Here is a 17,740-nt window from a genome sequence, read left to right as displayed (position 1 = left end):
CGTCAGAGTAGAACGCCGCGTGGCCGGAGCAGGCGGTTACCCGCCGGTCGGGGCGCCGATCCCGTCCGGCCCCGGCGCGGGATCAGCTCTCCTCCCGGTAGTCACTCGCCGAGGGCATGGCGGTGTCCGTGCAGCCGCGCCGACCGGCGACGTCCTCGACATAGGCGCGGAGGACCGGCTCCAGGTGGCGGGCAGCGCCATGGACGTACGGCCAGGAGACGGTGAGGGTGTGCACGGCCGGCTTCCCGCCGCACACGGAGGTGGCCCACAGGATGTTTCCCTCGGGGTCGTACCCGCCCCGGCCCGCGACGGCCATCCGGTCGTCGCCGGCGGAGCCGTTCGAGACGCGCTCGGCGGCGTCCCCGAAGAAGCTCTCCGCGCTCGTCCACCAGGTCTTGTCGTCCATGGACGATTCCTCCCGGAAGCGGCCGTACTCCGGGTCGTCCGCGTACCGTCGGTACACCTCTCCCCGCGCCTCCCCCGTGACGGTCAGCAGGCAGCGCTCCTGCCACACGCCGTCGCCGGTGCGGGCCTCCAGCACCCGGTCGGGCAGCCAGCCGGAGGCGTTGGCCCGCCCGGTGTGCAGACCCGCCTCGCCGTACCAGGCGCAGGTGCCCCCGGCCTTCTCCGGGGCGACGGGCTCGGTGTTCAGCGCCGGTATGCCGTCCGGCGGCCCGGGGAGGCGGTCGGGGCACCCCAGTTCGGCGGCGAGGTTGTTGGCGGTGGTGACCGCGATGCGGGCCAGCCGGTCGCGGTCGTCCTGGGCGAGCTGGCCGTTCTCGGAGAACTCCGCCCGGGTGGCGGCGTCCAGCTCGGCGGAGGCCCGTATCGCGGTGATCTCCTCGCCCCGGTGCCCGGTACCGGGGCAGGGCAGCCGGACGGACACACCGGTGTCGGTGACGTGCCCGGGTACGCCGCCGCCGACCGGCTGGTACACCCGCGGAACGCCGACGTACGGGTTGGTGGGGTCGAGCGCGTCCTCGAAGGAGTCGTCGACGGCCTCGGACGTCCACCCGGTGGGCTCGGTGGCCACCTGTGCGGAGAAGAACGAGCCGCTCTGCCCCAGCCGCTGCCCCTCGGCGACCTCCTCGCTGCGCAGGACGCAGCTCTGCGGCAGCGGGGCGTCGTCCGGCCGGATTCCTTCCGTGAGGTTCCGGGCGGGGGTGATCTCTCCCCCGCTCCCCCGCAGGGCCAGCACCTCACCCACCGGGACCAGACCGCCGCATGCCTCGTCCACGGTGTGCCGGCGGTCCCACCACTGCCACAGCGTCCAGCCGCTCAGCCCGATCGCGAGGACGGCCACGGCGCACACCAGCCGGTTGTACGCCCTCCTCCACCGCCCGCGGTCCATCCGCCCCTCGCCCCCGTTCCGTACGGCCCCGGCATCCGTCCGGCGGCGAACCTACCAGCGCCCTGTGACAGCCGTGCCCCGCCGGCCGGGGCGGGCGGCGGGGCACGGCGGCCGTCGCAGGGGCGTCGTCGCGGGCCTCAGGCGAGCAGCGCCGGGATGGTGGCCTCGTGGGCCTCGCGCAGCTCGGCCAGGGAGACGGAGAACTGCCCCTGGACCTCGACGGCGTCACCGTCCACCACGCCGATGCGGGTGGCGGGCAGGCCGCGGGCGCCGCACATGTCGGTGAAGCGCAGCTCCTCGCTGCGCGGCACCGCCACGATCGCGCGGCCGGCCGACTCGGAGAACAGGAACACGAAGGGGTCCAGACCGTCGGGGACGATCAGCCGGGCACCCTTCCCGCCCTTGAGGCAGGACTCGGTGAGCGCCTGGATGAGCCCGCCGTCACTCAGGTCGTGCGCGGCGTCGATCATTCCGTCGCGGGAGGCGGAGATCAGGATCTCGGCGAGCAGCCGCTCGCGCTCCAGGTCCACCTTGGGCGGCAGTCCGCCCAGGTGGTCGTGGATCACCTGGGACCAGGCCGAGCCGCCCAGCTCCTCGCGGGTGTCGCCCAGGAGGTAGACGAGCTGCCCCTCCTCGGCGAACGCCATCGGGGTGCGGCGGGTGACGTCGTCGATCACGCCGAGCACACCGACCACCGGGGTCGGGTGGATGGCGGTGTCGCCCGTCTGGTTGTAGAGGGAGACGTTGCCGCCGGTCACCGGGGTGCCCAGCGTCTGGCAGGCGTCGGCCAGCCCGCGGCAGGCCTCGGCGAACTGCCACATCGCGCCCGGGTCCTCCGGCGAGCCGAAGTTCAGGCAGTCGGTGACGGCCAGCGGCTTGGCGCCGGTGGCGGCGACGTTGCGGTAGGACTCGGCCAGCGCGAGCTGCGCGCCGGTGTACGGGTCGAGCTTGGCGTAGCGGCCGTTGCCGTCGGTGGCGACGGCGACGCCCAGGCCGGTCTCCTCGTCGATGCGGATCATGCCGCTGTCCTCGGGCTGGGCCAGGACGGTGTTGCCGAGCACGTAGCGGTCGTACTGGTCGGTGATCCACGCCTTGGACGCCTGGTTCGGCGAGCCGACCAGCCTCAGGACCTGCTCGCGCAGCTCGTCCCCGCCGGACGGGCGGGGCAGGGCGTTCGCGTCGTCGGCCTGGAGGGCGTCCTGCCACTCGGGGCGGGCGTAGGGGCGCTCGTAGACCGGGCCCTCGTGGGCGACCGTGCGCGGGGGCACGTCCACGATCTGCTCGCCGTGCCAGTAGATCTCCAGCCGGTCACCGTCGGTGACCTCGCCGATGACGGTGGCGATGACGTCCCACTTCTCGCAGATGGCCAGGAAGCGGTCGACCTTGTCCGGCTCGACGATGGCGCACATGCGCTCCTGCGACTCGCTCATGAGGATCTCCTCGGGCGAGAGCGTGGAGTCGCGCAGCGGGACGGTGTCCAGCTCGACGCGCATGCCGCCGGAGCCGGCCGAGGCCAGCTCGGAGGTGGCGCAGGACAGGCCGGCGCCGCCGAGGTCCTGGATGCCGACGACCAGGTCCTCCTTGAAGACCTCCAGGGTGCACTCGATGAGGAGCTTCTCCTGGAAGGGGTCGCCGACCTGGACGGCCGGGCGCTTGGCCGGGCCCGTCTCGTCGAAGGTCTCCGAGGCGAGCACGGAGACGCCGCCGATGCCGTCGCCGCCGGTGCGGGCACCGTAGAGGATGACCTTGTTGCCGGTGCCCGACGCCTTGGCCAGATGGATGTCCTCGTGCCGCATCACGCCCACACACAGGGCGTTGACCAGCGGGTTGCCCTGGTAGCAGGGGTCGAAGACGACCTCGCCGCCGATGTTGGGCAGGCCCAGGCAGTTGCCGTAGCCGCCGATGCCGGCGACCACTCCGGGCAGGACGCGGCGGGTGTCGGGGTGGTCGGCCGCACCGAAGCGCAGCGGGTCCATCACGGCGACCGGCCGGGCGCCCATGGCCAGGATGTCGCGGACGATGCCGCCGATGCCGGTGGCCGCGCCCTGGTAGGGCTCGATGTAGGAGGGGTGGTTGTGCGACTCCACCTTGAAGGTGACGGCGTAGCCCTGGCCGACGTCCACGACGCCGGCGTTCTCGCCGATGCCCACCAGCATGGCGTCGGACTCCGGGGCCTTCTCGCCGAACTGCCTCAGGTGGACCTTGCTGGACTTGTAGGAGCAGTGCTCGGACCACATCACGGAGTACATGGCCAGCTCGGCGCCGGTCGGGCGGCGGCCGAGGATCTCCCGGATGCGGTCGTACTCGTCGCGCTTGAGGCCGAGCTCGGCCCAGGGCTGCTCGACGTCCGGGGTGTCGCTCGCGTGCTTGACGGTGTCGAGACTCATGCCGCGCCCTTTCGATGAGCTTCTCCGCCCGCACGACGCAGAGGTGCGGGCATCGGGGCCGTCTGCGGCCGAGTGGTCGTGCGTGCGTCGCTCATGCGGTGACCAGCTTCTTCAGAACCGAGGTGAAGAATCCCAGCCCGTCGGTGGTGGGCCCGGTCAGGGCCTCGACGGCGTGCTCGGGGTGGGGCATGAGGCCGACGACGTTGCCGGCCTCGTTGCTGATGCCGGCGATGTCGCGGCGGGAGCCGTTGGGGTTGACGTCCAGGTAGCGGAAGACGACCCGGCCGGTCGCCTCCAGCTCGTCCAGGGTGCGCTCGTCGGCGACGTAGCCGCCCTCGCCGTTCTTGAGCGGGACGGTGATCTCCTGGCCCTCGGCGTAGTCGGAGGTCCAGGCGGTGTCCGCGTTCTCCACGCGCAACCGCTGGTCGCGGCAGACGAAGTGGAGGTGGTCGTTGCGGGTGAGCGCTCCGGGCAGCAGGTGCGACTCGCACAGCACCTGGAAGCCGTTGCAGATGCCGAGCACCGGCAGGCCGGCGCGGGCCTGGTCGACGACCGTCTCCATCACCGGCGAGAACCGGGCGATGGCGCCGCAGCGCAGGTAGTCGCCGTAGGAGAAGCCGCCGGGGAGGACGACGGCGTCCACCTGGTGCAGGTTCTTGTCGCGGTGCCACAGGGCGACCGGCTCGGCGCCGGCGAGGCTGACGGCGCGCCGGGCGTCCACGTCGTCGAGGGAGCCGGGGAAGGTGACGACTCCGATGCGGGTCGTCATGCGGGGGTCACCTCTTCGCGCTCCTCGACGCGCACGGTGAAGTCCTCGATCACGGTGTTGGCGAGGAACGTCTCGGCGAGCTGGTGGATACGGGCGAGGGCGTCGTCGTCGACCGGGCCCTCCACCTCGAGCTCGAAGCGCTTGCCCTGGCGGACGTCCGAGATGCCCTCGTAGCCCAGCCGGGGCAGCGCACGCTGAACCGCCTGTCCCTGGGGGTCGAGGATCTCCGGCTTGAGCATGACGTCGACTACGACGCGAGCCACAGGTACTCCCGGTGGGTGTTGGTGCTGGAGGCTGCCGCTTCAGCGTACCCGGCGGAAAATTCTACTCGCGTAGATATGAGCCGCTCCGGTCACGGTCGGGTATCGGCGCCCCGGAAAACACCGGGAAGTACTGCCCGAATCGGCGCCGGAAAAGTAAAGTCGCGTTCGCGGCATGACACGCGGACGGCAATTCATCCGCTTCACCAGACAATGCCTGCCGCTGTACAAAGGAAAGGGCATTGACACCGATCGTCGGCGACACCGATATAACAGCACGTCAGAGACGTGGTTTCCGGGTGTTTCCGCATGCGATCCTCCCGAAAGGACCGATATCCGTGGCACAGCGTGTAGTGGTCACACTCTCCGACGACATCGACGGCGGGGAAGCATCGGAAACGGTCACCTTCGGCCTCGACGGCAAGTCGTACGAGATCGATCTCAACCGAGAGAACGCGAAGAAACTGCGCATGGGCCTCGCCCCCTATGTGCGGGCCGGCCGCAAGCGGGCCAGGTCCGGGAAGACGTTCCAGCACACCTCCGTCGCGCCGGACCCGTCCGCGGTGCGGGCCTGGGCCCGGTCGCACGGCTTCGAGGTGCCGCCGCGCGGCCGCATCCCCAAGAAGGTCTACGAGGCCTTCGACGAGGCCCACGCAGCCGCCTCCGGCACCGGGGCCGAGGAGTCGCGCTGAGCCCGTCTCCGGGCCGACTTGCCAGGCACCCCGGGTGATCGGCTAGAGTCTGGAGCACACCGCCGGGGGCGGCCGGAAACGGCCTGAACCAAGGTGGTCACGCGGGTGTAGCTCAGTAGTAGAGCGCCCTCTTTCCAAGAGGGAGGCGCAGTGTGCGATTCCTGTCACCCGCTCCGCTCACTCCACCGGGTCTCCGGGATCGGGTAGAGTGAAGGCGCGCCGCTCGGTGAGAGCCGGGAGGTCGCACGCGGACGTAGCTCAGTTGGTAGAGCGCAACCTTGCCAAGGTTGAGGTCGCGAGTTCGAGCCTCGTCGTCCGCTCAGGGAAAAGGCCCCGGTCCTTCGAGGACCGGGGCCTTCTTCGTGTGCGTCATGTCACACCCCCTCATCTCCTCCTGCCCACCGGCCGGTTGACATTTGTCACGCGCGCTCGTGACAGCCCGCACTGCCCCCGGACCCGGATCCGCGCGAGCCTGGTGGCATGGAGATCGGAGAGCAGGTCATCGAGGTGAGCGGGCTGCGGCGGCGCTACGGCCCGGCGAAGGGGGACGGCGGCTTCGAGGCCGTACGGGGGATCTCGTTCTCCGTGGCGCGCGGCGAACTGTTCGCGCTGCTGGGGACGAACGGTGCGGGCAAGACCTCCACCGTCGAGGTGCTGGAGGGGATGGCCGAGCCCAGCGGCGGCCGGGTGCGCGTGCTCGGGCACGACCCGTACCGCGAGCGTGCCCGGGTGCGGTCGCGGATCGGGGTGATGCTCCAGGAGGGCGGTTTCCCCTCCGACCTGACCGTCGCCGAGACCGCGCGGATGTGGGCCGGCTGCACCAGCGGGGCCCGCCCCACCTCGGAGGCGCTGGAGATGGTGGGCCTGGCCCCGCGCGCGGACGTACGCGTCAAGCAGCTCTCCGGCGGCGAGCGGCGGCGGCTGGACCTGGCCATGGCCCTGCTCGGCCGGCCCGAGGTGCTCTTCCTGGACGAGCCGACGACCGGGCTGGACGCCGAGGGGCGGCGGGAGACCTGGCGGCTGGTGCGGGAGCTGCGGGAGGGCGGTACGACCGTGGTGCTGACCACGCACTACCTGGAGGAGGCCGAGGAGCTGGCCGACCGGCTGGCGATCATGCGGGCGGGGCGGATCGTCGTCTCCGGCACGCCTGCCGAGGTCACCGCCTCGCGCCCGTCCCGGATCCGCTTCACGCTGCCCGAGGGGGTGCCCGCCGCCCGGCTTCCGCTGTCGCTGAAGGCCGCCGAGCACGGGCGGGGCGTGGAGATCCGCACCGGCCGGCTGCAGGAGTCGCTGACCGAGCTCCTCGTGTGGGCACGGCAGGAGGGCGTGGAGCTGGCGGGCCTGGACGCCCGCTCGGCCTCCCTGGAGGAGGCGTTCCTGGAGATCGCCCACGGGGGCGGCCCGGACGCGGCGGAGGACGAGGGCACGGCACGGATGGCGGAGGCGGGAGCACGATGAGCGCGACGGACACCAGGGGCGGGACGGACACCGGCGGCACGGCGGTCGGCGGTGGCGCGGGCGGGGCGGCGGCCTCCCTGGGCCGGCTGCGGTCGCTGGCCCGGGCGGAGCTGACGCTGCTCGTCCGCAACCGCACCGCCATGTTCACCGCCCTGCTGATGCCGCTGGCCATGGTGCTGTTCATGCGCTCCACGGTCGAGCAGGCGCCGCTGGAGGGCACCGGGCTGAGCGCCACCGATGTGGTGATGACCAGCGGCATTCCTATGGTGCTGATCCTCGTCGTCTATCTGAACCTCATCCCCGCCTACGTCTCCCGCCGCGAGGAACTGGTCCTCAAGCGGCTGCGGACCGGGGAGCTGCGGGACTGGGAGATCCTGGCCGGCGCGGCGCTGCCGGTGGTCACGGTGGCGCTGGCGCAGTGCGCCGTGCTGGTCGCGGCGGGCGCGGCCCTGCTGGAGATGACGCCGCCGGACCGGCCGGACCTGCTGGTCATGGGCGTGCTGCTGGGCGCCGCCTTGATGGTGCTGACGGCCGCCGCGACGGCCGTGATCACCCGGACGACGGAGAGCGCGCAGATCACCGCACTGCCGCTGCTGATGGTCTCGCTGGTCGGCTCGGGCATGTTCGTCCCCCTGGAGGTCATGCCGGAGCGGGTGGCCGACGTCCTGCGGCTGCTGCCGATGACGCCGGTGGTGGACCTGGTGCGGTACGGCTGGCTCGGCGGCGGTGAGCCGGGCGAGGTGCTGCGGACACTGGGGACCGCCGTGGCCTGGGCCCTGGTGTCGGTGTTGGCTGTACGGCGGTGGTTCCGCTGGGAACCGCGTCACTGAGGTGCGAGGAGCGGGTGTGACGGTGGCGGTCGGGGAAGGCGCGCTGGGCTGGGTGGAGCGGATACGGCGGTCCAGCGGACCGGTCCGCTTCCACCAGTACACCCGGTACACGATCTACAGCTTCGCCCTCTTCGAGGGGGTGGCGCTGCTCGGCTGGATCGTCGCGCAGGCGAGGGGGCCGGCCGCCTGGGCGGCGATCGTACTGGGGGTGCTGTTCACCGCCCACACCGTCTGCCATCTGCTGCTGTCCCGGGCCGGTCTGCGGTACTACCTGGGCACGAAGGAGCGGCCCGTGCGGCCGGCGGCGGCCTATGTGGCCCTCACCGCCGCCGGGATCGCCGCCGTCCTCGCCCTGATCGGCGCCGGTGAGCTGTCGGCGCCCCAGGCGCTGCCGCCCGTGGTCTGGCTGCTGATGTTCCTGGCCGGACCGCTGCCGCTGGTGCTGTCCGGCGGGCGGAGCGCCGCACTGGTGGTGGCGCTGCTGGCCGTCTCGCTGCTCACGGCCCGGGCGCTGGGGGCGGCGGGCGGGGAACTGGCCGCCGCGGTCGTCGGCACGGTCCTCGGAGGCGTCGTTTTCGGTGCCTCCTACCGATGCTCGGCCTGGACGATGCGGGTCGTCAGCGAGCTGGAGGCCGCCCGGGAGACCCAGGCGCGGCTGGCGGTGGCCGAGGAGCGGCTGCGGTTCGGCCGGGATCTCCACGACGTACTGGGCCGCAATCTGTCGGTGATCGCCCTCAAGAGCGAGCTGGCCGTGCAGCTCGCGCAGCGCGGCTCGCCCTCCGCCGTGGACCAGATGACCGAGGTGCAGCGGATCGCGCGGGAGTCGCAGCGGGAGATGCGGGAGGTCGTGCGCGGCTACCGGGAAGCCGATCTGCACACCGAACTGGTCGGTGCGCGCGGGGTGCTGAGGGCGGCCGGGATCGACTGCCGGATCGAGGACAGCGGCAGCGGGGAGCTGGCCGAGCCGCTGCAGTCGGCGCTGGGCTGGGTGGTCCGCGAGGGGACCACCAATGTGCTGCGGCACGCCGACGCCGGGCGGTGCACGGTGCGGCTGCGGGCCGCCGGAGAGGTCGCCGAGCTGGTGATGGAGAACGACGGTGTGCCGGGTCCCGGAGCCGTCGCGGGGGGCGGCTCCGGGCTGGACGGGCTCCGCGAACGCCTGGCCGCGCTCGGCGGCACACTGACCGGTGAGTGCCGCGGCGACGGCACCTTCCGGCTGACGGCCCGGGTACCGGCACGGGCGGGCCGGGAAGGCGGCGAGGACGTACGCGGGGATGTGCGCGGGGAAGGGGAGCGGTGAGCGAGCACATGCGGGACGGCACGGGCGGCGGCGGTATGAACGGCGGCGGCACGGAGGAGGGCGGCGGGCGCCGCGTACGGGTGCTGCTGGCCGACGACGAGCACCTGATCCGGGGCGCCCTGGCCGCGCTGCTGGCGCTGGAGGACGACCTGCTGGTGGTGGCCGAGGCCGCCTCCGGGCCCGAGGCGCTGGCGATGGCCCTCGCCCACCGGCCCGACGTGGCGGTGCTGGACCTCCAGATGCCGGGCAGGGACGGTGTGGCGGTCGCCGCGGAGCTGCGTGCCGGACTCCCCGCCTGCGCCACCATGATCGTGACCGGGCACGGCCGCCCGGGGCACCTGAAGCGGGCCCTGGCCGCGGGGGTGCGGGGCTTCGTGCCCAAGACCGTCTCGGCGCAGCGGCTGGCCGAGATCATCCGCACGGTGCACGCCGGAAACCGCTATGTGGACCCGGAGCTGGCCGCCGACGCGATCAGCGCCGGGGACTCGCCGCTGACCGCCCGCGAGGCCGAGCTGCTGGAGCTGGCGGCGGACGGGGCACCGGTCGCGGAGATCGCCGCGCGGGCCGCGCTGGCGCCGGGGACGGTCCGCAACTACCTGTCGTCGGCCGCCGCGAAGCTGTCGGCGGAGAACCGTCACGCGGCCGTGCGCATCGCACGCGAGCGGGGTTGGCTATAGTAGGAGCGCACCGAACGGAGCACGCGGACGTAGCTCAGTTGGTAGAGCACCACCTTGCCAAGGTGGATGTCGCGAGTTCGAGTCTCGTCGTCCGCTCACGGAGAAGACCCCGGTCCCTCACAGGACCGGGGTCTTCCGCGTGTGGAGCCCTCCTCCGTGCGGACGCGGGCGGGCCGTGCGGCCCACCCGCGTGCCGTCAGCTCCAGCGGGTGCCCGTCAGCAGCTCGTACGCCTCGATGTAGCGGGCGCGGGTGCGCTCGACGACCTCTGCGGGCAGCTCGGGCGGGGGGACCTCGCCGCCGCGGTCCCAGCCGGCGGCCGGGGAGGTCAGCCAGTCGCGGACGATCTGCTTGTCGAACGAGGGCTGGGAGCGGCCCGGCTCCCACTGGTCGACGGGCCAGAAGCGCGAGGAGTCCGGCGTCAGCACCTCGTCGGCGAGCACCAGCCGCTCCTCGCCGCCGCCCTCCACGGCCCACCCGAACTCGAACTTGGTGTCGGCCAGGATGATGCCCCGCTCCCTGGCGATGTCGCGGCCCCGGGAGTAGACGGCCAGGGTGAGCTGGCGCAGCTCGGCGGCGGTGTCGGCGCCGACCCGGCGGGCGACCTCCTCGTAGGGGACGTTCTCGTCGTGCTCGCCGACCTCCGCCTTGGTGGCCGGGGTGAAGATGGGGGCGGGCAGCTCGGAGCCGTCCTCCAGGCCCTCGGGCAGGGCCAGGCCGCAGACCGTGCGGGTCCGGCGGTACTCGGCCAGGCCCGAGCCGGTGAGGTAGCCGCGGGCCACGCACTCGACCGGGACCATGCGCAGGGAGCGGCAGACCACCGTGCGGCCCGCCCAGTCGGCGGGGGCGCCGGGCGGCAGCTCGGTGGAGAGCACATGGCCCGGCACCAGATCGGCGAGCTGGTCGAACCACCACAGGGAGAGCTGGGTGAGGACGCGGCCCTTGTCGGGGATCTCCGTCGGCAGCACCCAGTCGTAGGCGGACACCCGGTCGCTGGCGACCATCACCAGATCCCCCGCCTCGTTCCGGTACAGGTCCCGCACCTTGCCGGTGTGCACGTGCACCAGGCCCGGCACCTGTACGGGTTCGGGCTTCTCTACGAATCCGGTCACGGCTCCTCCTGTGGCTTGGTCCAGGAGTTCCGATTCTCCCGTACCTCCGCCCTCCCCACCGGCCGGGGTCGGACGGACGGGTGGGTGCGTACCGCGCGAACGGCCCTGCCCGGGCGGGCCGCGGGGGCCGTGGGTGCTCGGGGGCGACGCTCAGGGGTGCTTGCAGATGTGGTCCAGGAGGTTGGCCGTGGCCCGCTGGATGCGGGAGTCGGTGTGGCCGGGGCGGTCCAGGGCCGGGGACCAGGCGAAGGTGCCCGAGGCGAAGACCAGGGCGCCGCTGGGCGCCTCGTACAGGGAGGTCTCCTGGTGGCGGCGGGCGCCGGAGGCGCCCTGGTAGGGCGAGTGGGCGAGCAGGATGCGGCCGGTGTGCGGAGGCAGGGCGGTGCGCGGGAAGTAGCGGTCGGCCTCGCCCGCCACCAGGCCGGGCAGTTCCTCGCCCTCCGCCGCCCCGGTGGCCTCCCACAGCCAGTGGGAGGCGTTGCGCACGACCATCGGGTGCGGCCGGGGCACCTGGCCCTCGTACTGGACGCCCAGCACCTGCTGTTCGGGCTCGCCCTGGTCGCGCCAGCGCCGCGGGCGGCCAGGGCCGCGCCGCTTGCGGCAGGTCATCAGCCGGCCGGGGGCTCCCGAGGGCGAGGGGCCCAGCTCGACCTGCCAGTACATGGTGTTGGCCGAGAGGAAGACCAGCGAGGTGCCGCTGTCGCGGGCCTTCACCACGGCCCGGCGCATGGGCGCCGACCAGTACTCGTCGTGGCCGGCGAAGACCAGGCCGCGGTAGCGGGAGGGGTCGACGCGGCCGGCGTGCAGGTCGCGGGTGTCGGCGTAGGCCAGGTCGTAGCCGTAGCGCTCCGCCCAGCGGATGAAGTCGTAGGCGTGGCCCACGTGCAGGGGCAGGCCCGCGCCCGCGTACGGCCGGTCGAAGGAGACGGTGACGGCCGCCTCCTCCTCCCCCAGCAGCCGCCCCTCCCCGTCCCAGGCGTGGTAGAGGCTGGCGCCGGTGCGGCCGTCCTCGGGGAAGAGGTTGTACGCCTGCCAGGTGACGTCGGGGAGGACCAGCAGCAGGTCGCCGGGGCGCTCGTCGCGGACGGTGAAGGGGACGTGGGAGCGGTGGCCGTCGGCGGTGGTCAGCACGGCCACATGGGCGCCGGTGCTCCAGTAGTCCGGGATCTGGAGCCGCCAGGAGAGCCACCAGTGGTGGCAGGAGACGGTGCGGTCGGCGGCCAGCGGCGGGGGCTGGACGATGCCGGACAGCCGGGGACTGGTGGTGATCTTGGTGGCGCCCTCACCGCCGTAGTGGCCGATGCGGTAGACGTCCACGCCGAAGGGCTGGGGCGGGTTGACCGTGATCCGGAAGTCGATGGACTCACCGGGCGAGACCGCGCTCTCGGAGGTGAAGCCCTTGATCTGGCAGCGCACGTCGTCGGCCGCGCACGGGCCGCCGCCCGCCGTGGACGGGGTGCGTCCGCCGTCCAGGCTGCTGTGGTCGAGGTACCAGGGGACGACGTGGCCGGTGTCGTCGAAGTAGTGCTCGCCGCACCGCAGCCAGGGCAGCGGTCCCTGCCCGAACGGATCGGTGACCGCGTGCGCGAGAGCCCCCGACTCCCAGCGCCGGATCTGCTCCGTGCCCACCCGCGTCTCCCCTCCCTGTGTCCGCTCCCGCGATGCCGGACACCAGCACATCACATAAAGCGAACGTCCTGTCACCCCTTGTCGCCGAATGTCCGGGGGCCCGGCCGAACACGGCTCGAACACGGGGCGCGGGCAGAGGCCTCGGGGGCCGCCGGGATCCGTGGGGAGGGGCCGGAGGGCGGTGACGTGGGCGGTCCGGGCGCCGCGCGGCGCCCGGACCGCCGGCGGCTCAGACCAGGCGGATGGGCTTGTCGGGCCGTACGCCGACGGCCGCCAGCCAGTCGCACAGCGGCCGGGGGTCGCCGTCCTCGGCGAGGGCGAGGACGGGGCGGGCCAGATCGGCCCGGCGCTCGCCGTCGAAGAACAGGGCGGGGCCGTCCAGCCAGTCGAGCCCGGGGGCCGCCCCGGCGGTGTCCACGGCCGCGCAGCACACGGCGGCCGTGATGTGCTCGGCCAGCAGCTCGCGTCCGGAGCGCGGCGGCTGGAGGGGGAAGCCGCCGCCGGGCGGGAGGAGCGCGCCGTCCCCGCCGGGGACGGGCATGGGGATCGTGCCCGCCTCGCGGGCGGCGTCGGCCCGGGCGGCCTCCTCGCGGGCGAGGTCGGCGCCGATCCGGGCGGCGAGCGCGTCGGCGCCGCCGGACGGGGCGTCCGGGCCGTCCGGGACCGCCTCACCGGTCAGCCGGTCGACCAGCTCGGCCAGCGTCGGGTTCCCGTCGGCCCGCAGCGCCGTGAAGAGGCGGGCGGCCTCGGAGCGCCAGATGCGGTCCACGACCTCCTCCGGGTACTCCTGCCAGTCCACCGGGGCCCAGTCGGGGCCGGGCTCGGCCGGGCCGCCGTGGAAGAGGCGCGCGGCCAGCAGGGACACCTGGCGGTCCACCTCGCCGGGTTCCTCCAGCAGATCGCAGGCGGGGCGCTCGCCCAGCCGGGTGGCGAAGCCCTCGGCCAGCCGGTCGCGGCGGGACAGCTCGGTGAGGGCGGAGACCACTCCGGCGTCCAGCCGGGCGGGCCAGCGGCCCGTGCGCCAGGCGGGCAGCGCGACCCTGGTCAGCAGCCGGTCCCAGCCGGCGTACGCCAGGCCCACCTGCTCCTGGGCGACGACCCGCAGGCCGTAGTCGACCGTCTGGGCCCGCACCGCGGCCGCGGCCGCCACCATGCGCTCCATCTCCGCCGCGTGGGAGGCCCCGGCGCGCAGCAGCAGCCGGGAGACCCAGCCGGTGAAGTCGTACGCGAGCCGCTTGGGCACCGGGCCGCGGGCCGCGACGGCGACCGCCGCGGCGGCGTCCAGTCCGCGGACGAAGCGCCGCGCGGCGGCGATGTCCGGGTGGGCGGACGGGCCCGTGCCGGCCACGATCGGTGCGAGCAGCGCCCGCAGCTCGGCCACCCGCATCCACCACAGGAAGGGGGAGCCGACGACGAGTACCGGGGCGTCCGCGCGGCGTGCCGTGCCGGGGCGCGGCAGGCGGCGGCCGCGGGTGGTGTGCGCCCGGTCCTCCAGCCAGCTGTCGCAGTCCGGCGTCAGGGCTATCGCCGAGGGCGCGGGGACGTCGAGCCGGTCGGCGAGGTCGCGTATCAGCCGGTACAGGTCGGGGGCGGCCGACTCCTCGATCTGCACGGTGGGGCTGACCGCCGGGCGCGCCCGGGTGATCACCGCGGCCACGCCCGCCGCCGCGGCGAGCACCGGCACGGCGACGGCCGCGGCCGCCCAGCGCAGTGCGTCCCAGCCGTCGCCGCGGAGGTGGCCGGTGGCCCCTCCGGCCAGCAGGACGACCGCCGCGGCGGCGGGCAGCAGCGCGGCGCCCAGCGCGGCGCCGCGTACCCTCAGGACCGCCAGCGCGTGGTCGCGCGCCGAACGCGCGCCCGTCTCCGGTACCGCCACGAGTCGCTCACCCCCTTGCCGTTCCCCCGCGCCTGCCGTCATTCCCCCACTGTGGCACCGGCAGGCGACACCGCAATGTGCGGTGGGCCACTTGCCGGAGCCGTCCGCGGGAACCCTAGTGGGCGCCCGCGGGGCCGTCAGCCGGATGAGGAAGCGGTCACTCGATGGAATGGCTTTGGGTAAAGCTGGGTGCGGAAATCCGCTCGCCGGGGTGCCGGCCCGGGGTCCGGACGGACACCCCGGCAGGACATCCGGCCGGGGCTCCGGCTCAGGCCTCCCCGCCCGCCGTCTCCGTGGCGGCCCCGGCCGCCGCGGCCGCGATGTCGCCGCGGTGGTGCGAACCGGCCAGCCGGATGCGGGAGACCGCCCGGTAGGCGTGCTCGCGCGCCTCGGCGAGACCGGCTCCGGTGGCCGTGACGGACAGGACCCGGCCGCCCGCGCTGACCACGCGCCCCTCCTCGTCCAGCCGGGTGCCGGCGTGGAGGACGTACGCGGTGGGGGCGTCCTTCTCCGCGACCTCCTCCAGCCCCTCGATCACATCCCCCGTGCGGGGGGAGACGGGGTAGCCCTCGGAGGCGACGACGACGGTGACGGCCGCGTCCTCGCTCCAGCGCAGCGGGGGGAACTCGGCCAGGGCGCCGGTGGCCGCCGCGTACAGCAGGCCGGACAGCGGGGTCTTCAGCCGGGCCAGGACGACCTGGGTCTCCGGGTCGCCGAAACGCGCGTTGAACTCCACCACGCGCACCCCGCGCGAGGTGATGGCCAGGCCCGCGTAGAGCAGTCCGGAGAAGGGGGTGCCGCGGCGGCGCATCTCGTCCACGGTGGGCTGCAGGACGGTGGCCAGCACCTCGTCGGCCAGCTTCGGGTCGGCCCAGGGCAGCGGCGAGTAGGCGCCCATGCCGCCGGTGTTGGGGCCCTCGTCGCCGTCGTGGGCGCGCTTGAAGTCCTGGGCGGGCCGCAGCGGTACGACGCACTCGCCGTCGGTCACGGCGAACAGGGAGACCTCGGGGCCGTCCAGGTACTCCTCGATCACCACCTGATCGCAGCCGCGGGCGTGGGCGCGGGCGGCCTCCGGGTCGGAGGTGACGACGACGCCCTTGCCCGCCGCCAGCCCGTCGTCCTTGACGACGTACGGGGGCCCGAAGGCGTCCAGCGCGCGGTCGGCCTCCTCGTCGGTGGTGCACACGTAGGAGCGGGCCGTGGGGACCCCGGCGGCGGCCATGACCTCCTTGGCGAACGCCTTGGAGCCCTCCAGCCGGGCGGCCTCGGCCGACGGGCCGAAGACGGCGATGCCGCGCCCGCGCACGGCGTCGGCCACCCCGGCCACCAGCGGGGCCTCCGGCCCCACCACGACGAGGTCGGCCTCCAGTCCGGCGGCCAGTTCGGCCACGGCCCGGCCGTCGAGCGCGTCGACGGAGTGCAGGGTCGCCACCTCGGCGATTCCGGCGTTGCCGGGCGCGCAGTGCAGCGAGGTGACGTCGGGATCGAGGGACAGGGAGCGGCACAGGGCGTGTTCGCGGGCGCCGCCGCCGATGACGAGGACCTTCACGCCCTGCACCCTATCCGCCCCCTCCCGGGCCCCGGCGGGTCTGCCCGGAGGGCGGACGCCGGGCACCTTCCGGGCGCCTTCCGGACGCGGCCGGGAGATCGGGGGCGCAGGCGGGGTGTCGCACGTGGTCAGGGGCGCGGAACGGCACCCGAAACGCGCTTCTCACCCCATCGGGTGATGAAAGCGGGGCCTGTATACCCAATCGGGATGCACGTATGGGCGGAAATACCGCGAAGGCCGAGAGGTCTCCCACTTTTGGGGGTAGGAAAGGGCACCGAGCGGTCCGAGGGAGGTCCGTCCGCGAATGGATCCGAGCGAGGGCTTTGTTGGGAGTGGCGGGTGAGTCAGCCGGAGATGCGCCCCGGAACGGGCGGCGGCACGAGCGGCGGCACGGGGCGGGGCGAGCGCGGGGACCTGCTCGGGCGGCCGTTCCCGCTGGGGGACTGGGGCGAGCCCGCCGAGCGCCTGGACGAGCTGTACCGGTGGGTGGAGAGCGGGGCGCTGGAGGTCGTGGAGTGGTATCTGGCCGACCGGGCGCGCAAGCGCCGGTGGGCCAGGGCCCTGCGGGCGGGGACCGCCGCGGGGCTGGCGGCCGGGGGCGTGCTGCCGCTGCTGGAGCTGGCCGGCGGGGCGCGGGGCGCGGCCCTGTGGGCGTTCCCCGCGCTGCTGCTGGCGGCCGTGTGCGCGGGGTGCGACCGCTGGTTCGGGCTGACCTCGGGCTGGATGCGCGGCATCGCCACGGCGCAGGCGGTCCAGCGGCGGCTGGAGATGCTGCAGTACGACTGGGCGTCGGAGAGCGTGCGTGAGGTGCTCGGGCCCACCGAGGGCACGGCGAGCGAGGCCGCCGAGCGGTGCCTGGGGGTGCTGCGGCGCTTCTCGGAGGACGTGACCGAGCTGGTGCGGGGCGAGACGGCCGCCTGGATGGTGGAGTTCCGCTCCGGTCCGGCGCCGCTGCACACCCAGTCGCTGACCTCCTCCGCCTGGAGCGCGCGCACCGGGCGGGCCGCGCAGCCGTCCCGCTTCTCGATGCCGCCGGGCGTCCGGCCGAGCATGCCGCGGCAGCGGCCCCCGGAGGGGCCGCGCTGACGGCGACGGGCGGGTTCCGACGCGGTGCCGGCGGTCGGCGGCGCCGCGTCAGCCGAAGATGATCATGGAGCTCTGCGCCAGGCTCCGGGTGGCCGCGGCGTGCAGCCCCAGCCAGACGTGGCGCTCCCGCGCGAACGGCTCGCCGTCGTACGCCGGCGCGGCCGCCGGTTCCTCCAGCTCCGTGGGGCCGGCCGGGGGCGCCGGGGCGGGGGGCGGGTTGGCGGGGTCGATGCCCAGGTGGGGGGCGACCGCCTCCAGCTCGCGCAGCAGTCCGTGGCTGGAGCCCAGCGGGCCGCCGCCGGCGAGGAGTTCGTCGTCGGACAGCGGGTGGGCGAAGTCGAGGGGGACGTACGCGCCGGCGTGGTCGTAGTGCCACACCAGGTGCGACTGCTGGGCCGTCGGGGCGAACATCTCCAGCAACTGCTCGTAGTCACCGCCGAGTTCGTCGACCGGGGTGACCTCCAGGCCGCAGAGCTGGAGCAGATGGGCGCGGCGCAGGAAGTGCAGCGCGTCGTAGTCGAAGCCGGCGACCGGCGCCACGTCGCCCGACAGACCGGGCATGTAGCCGTGGACGGGGACCGGTGGCAGCCCGGCGGCGCTCAGCGCCCTGTCGTAGGACGCGATTTCCTCGGCGAAGGGGTTGTCGGGGCTGTGGCACAGCACGTCGACGAGCGGCACCAGCCAGAGGTCACAGGCCAACGGGTGCTCCAATACGGCGGGCGGCGGGCGGGGAGCGCGGAGCGGTACGGGCTCCGGGCGCAACAG

General features: G+C 74.1%; 15 protein-coding genes and 3 tRNA genes. 9 read left to right on the top strand and 9 right to left on the bottom strand.

The genetic code is table 11. The features are described from left to right. Positions 1–82 precede the first annotated feature (82 nt). The 4 genes from ACW69E_RS19945 to purS all read right to left on the bottom strand — a co-directional run bounded on the left by ACW69E_RS19945 (position 83) and on the right by purS (position 4,770). Positions 83–1,312, bottom strand: a complete 1,230-nt coding sequence (locus tag ACW69E_RS19945) for a hypothetical protein (RefSeq protein WP_457499633.1) — start codon at positions 1,310–1,312, stop codon at positions 83–85. A gap of 176 nt (positions 1,313–1,488) precedes the next feature. Beyond that, positions 1,489–3,738 (bottom strand): phosphoribosylformylglycinamidine synthase subunit PurL, encoded by a 2,250-nt coding sequence (gene purL, locus ACW69E_RS19940; RefSeq protein ID WP_457499632.1) that lies wholly within the window; start codon positions 3,736–3,738, stop codon positions 1,489–1,491. Between the two features lie 91 nt (positions 3,739–3,829). Continuing rightward, a complete protein-coding gene (purQ, locus tag ACW69E_RS19935) occupies positions 3,830–4,507 on the bottom strand; it encodes a phosphoribosylformylglycinamidine synthase subunit PurQ (RefSeq protein ID WP_457499631.1) in 678 nt (225 codons plus the stop codon). After that, positions 4,504–4,770 carry a phosphoribosylformylglycinamidine synthase subunit PurS gene (gene purS / locus ACW69E_RS19930; RefSeq protein WP_093663089.1) on the bottom strand — a complete coding sequence of 89 codons (267 nt, stop codon included), beginning with the start codon at positions 4,768–4,770 and terminating at the stop codon, positions 4,504–4,506. The genes purQ and purS overlap by 4 nt, the downstream gene beginning before the upstream one ends. A gap of 335 nt (positions 4,771–5,105) precedes the next feature. Here purS and ACW69E_RS19925 point away from each other — a divergent pair, with 335 nt between their 5' ends. The 8 genes from ACW69E_RS19925 (at position 5,106) to ACW69E_RS19890 (ending at position 9,820) form a co-directional block, all read left to right on the top strand. After that, on the top strand, positions 5,106–5,459 hold the full coding sequence (locus ACW69E_RS19925; protein ID WP_457499630.1) for a histone-like nucleoid-structuring protein Lsr2: 354 nt from the start codon (positions 5,106–5,108) through the stop codon (positions 5,457–5,459). Between the two features lie 101 nt (positions 5,460–5,560). Continuing rightward, a tRNA-Gly gene (locus tag ACW69E_RS19920) sits at positions 5,561–5,632 on the top strand. 74 nt (positions 5,633–5,706) lie between these two features. After that, positions 5,707–5,779, top strand: a tRNA-Gly gene (locus tag ACW69E_RS19915). A gap of 160 nt (positions 5,780–5,939) precedes the next feature. Continuing rightward, on the top strand, positions 5,940–6,917 hold the full coding sequence (locus ACW69E_RS19910; RefSeq protein WP_457499629.1) for an ABC transporter ATP-binding protein: 978 nt from the start codon (positions 5,940–5,942) through the stop codon (positions 6,915–6,917). Then, positions 6,914–7,747 (top strand): ABC transporter permease, encoded by an 834-nt coding sequence (locus ACW69E_RS19905; RefSeq protein ID WP_457499628.1) that lies wholly within the window; start codon positions 6,914–6,916, stop codon positions 7,745–7,747. Before ACW69E_RS19910 ends, ACW69E_RS19905 begins: the two co-directional genes overlap by 4 nt. 16 nt (positions 7,748–7,763) lie before the next feature. Then, a complete protein-coding gene (locus ACW69E_RS19900) occupies positions 7,764–9,047 on the top strand; it encodes a sensor histidine kinase (RefSeq protein WP_457499627.1) in 1,284 nt (427 codons plus the stop codon). A gap of 35 nt (positions 9,048–9,082) precedes the next feature. Then, positions 9,083–9,724, top strand: coding sequence for a response regulator (locus tag ACW69E_RS19895; protein WP_457499682.1), 642 nt, complete (start codon positions 9,083–9,085; stop codon positions 9,722–9,724). 23 nt (positions 9,725–9,747) lie between these two features. Beyond that, positions 9,748–9,820 (top strand) — tRNA-Gly (locus ACW69E_RS19890). A 100-nt stretch (positions 9,821–9,920) separates the two neighbouring features. On the opposite strand, the gene ACW69E_RS19885 is transcribed toward ACW69E_RS19890, so the two are convergent. The 4 genes from ACW69E_RS19885 to purD form a co-directional block, all read right to left on the bottom strand. Then, complete coding sequence (locus ACW69E_RS19885; protein ID WP_457499626.1) at positions 9,921–10,835, bottom strand: phosphoribosylaminoimidazolesuccinocarboxamide synthase; 915 nt, start codon at positions 10,833–10,835, stop codon at positions 9,921–9,923. A gap of 150 nt (positions 10,836–10,985) precedes the next feature. Then, positions 10,986–12,464 (bottom strand): N,N-dimethylformamidase beta subunit family domain-containing protein, encoded by a 1,479-nt coding sequence (locus ACW69E_RS19880; RefSeq protein ID WP_457499625.1) that lies wholly within the window; start codon positions 12,462–12,464, stop codon positions 10,986–10,988. Positions 12,465–12,693: 229 nt separating this feature from the next. Next, positions 12,694–14,382: a hypothetical protein gene (locus ACW69E_RS19875; RefSeq protein ID WP_457499624.1), complete on the bottom strand. Its 1,689-nt coding sequence runs from the start codon at positions 14,380–14,382 to the stop codon at positions 12,694–12,696. Between the two features lie 226 nt (positions 14,383–14,608). Further along, a complete protein-coding gene (gene purD / locus ACW69E_RS19870) occupies positions 14,609–15,889 on the bottom strand; it encodes a phosphoribosylamine--glycine ligase (protein WP_457499623.1) in 1,281 nt (426 codons plus the stop codon). Between the two features lie 339 nt (positions 15,890–16,228). Between purD and ACW69E_RS19865 the strand changes: the two genes are divergently transcribed. Further along, the gene (locus ACW69E_RS19865; RefSeq protein WP_457499622.1) at positions 16,229–16,975 is read left to right on the top strand and encodes an SLATT domain-containing protein; all 747 of its coding nucleotides are present in this window, start codon (positions 16,229–16,231) and stop codon (positions 16,973–16,975) included. A gap of 48 nt (positions 16,976–17,023) precedes the next feature. On the opposite strand, the gene ACW69E_RS19860 is transcribed toward ACW69E_RS19865, so the two are convergent. Continuing rightward, on the bottom strand, positions 17,024–17,674 hold the full coding sequence (locus ACW69E_RS19860) for a hypothetical protein (protein ID WP_457499621.1): 651 nt from the start codon (positions 17,672–17,674) through the stop codon (positions 17,024–17,026). Positions 17,675–17,740 lie beyond the last annotated feature (66 nt).

The sequence above is a fragment of the Streptomyces sp. SS8 genome (genome assembly GCF_054072955.1).
The sequence above is the reverse complement of the archived record's forward strand: the minus strand, read 5'-3'. Positions and strand labels throughout refer to the sequence as shown.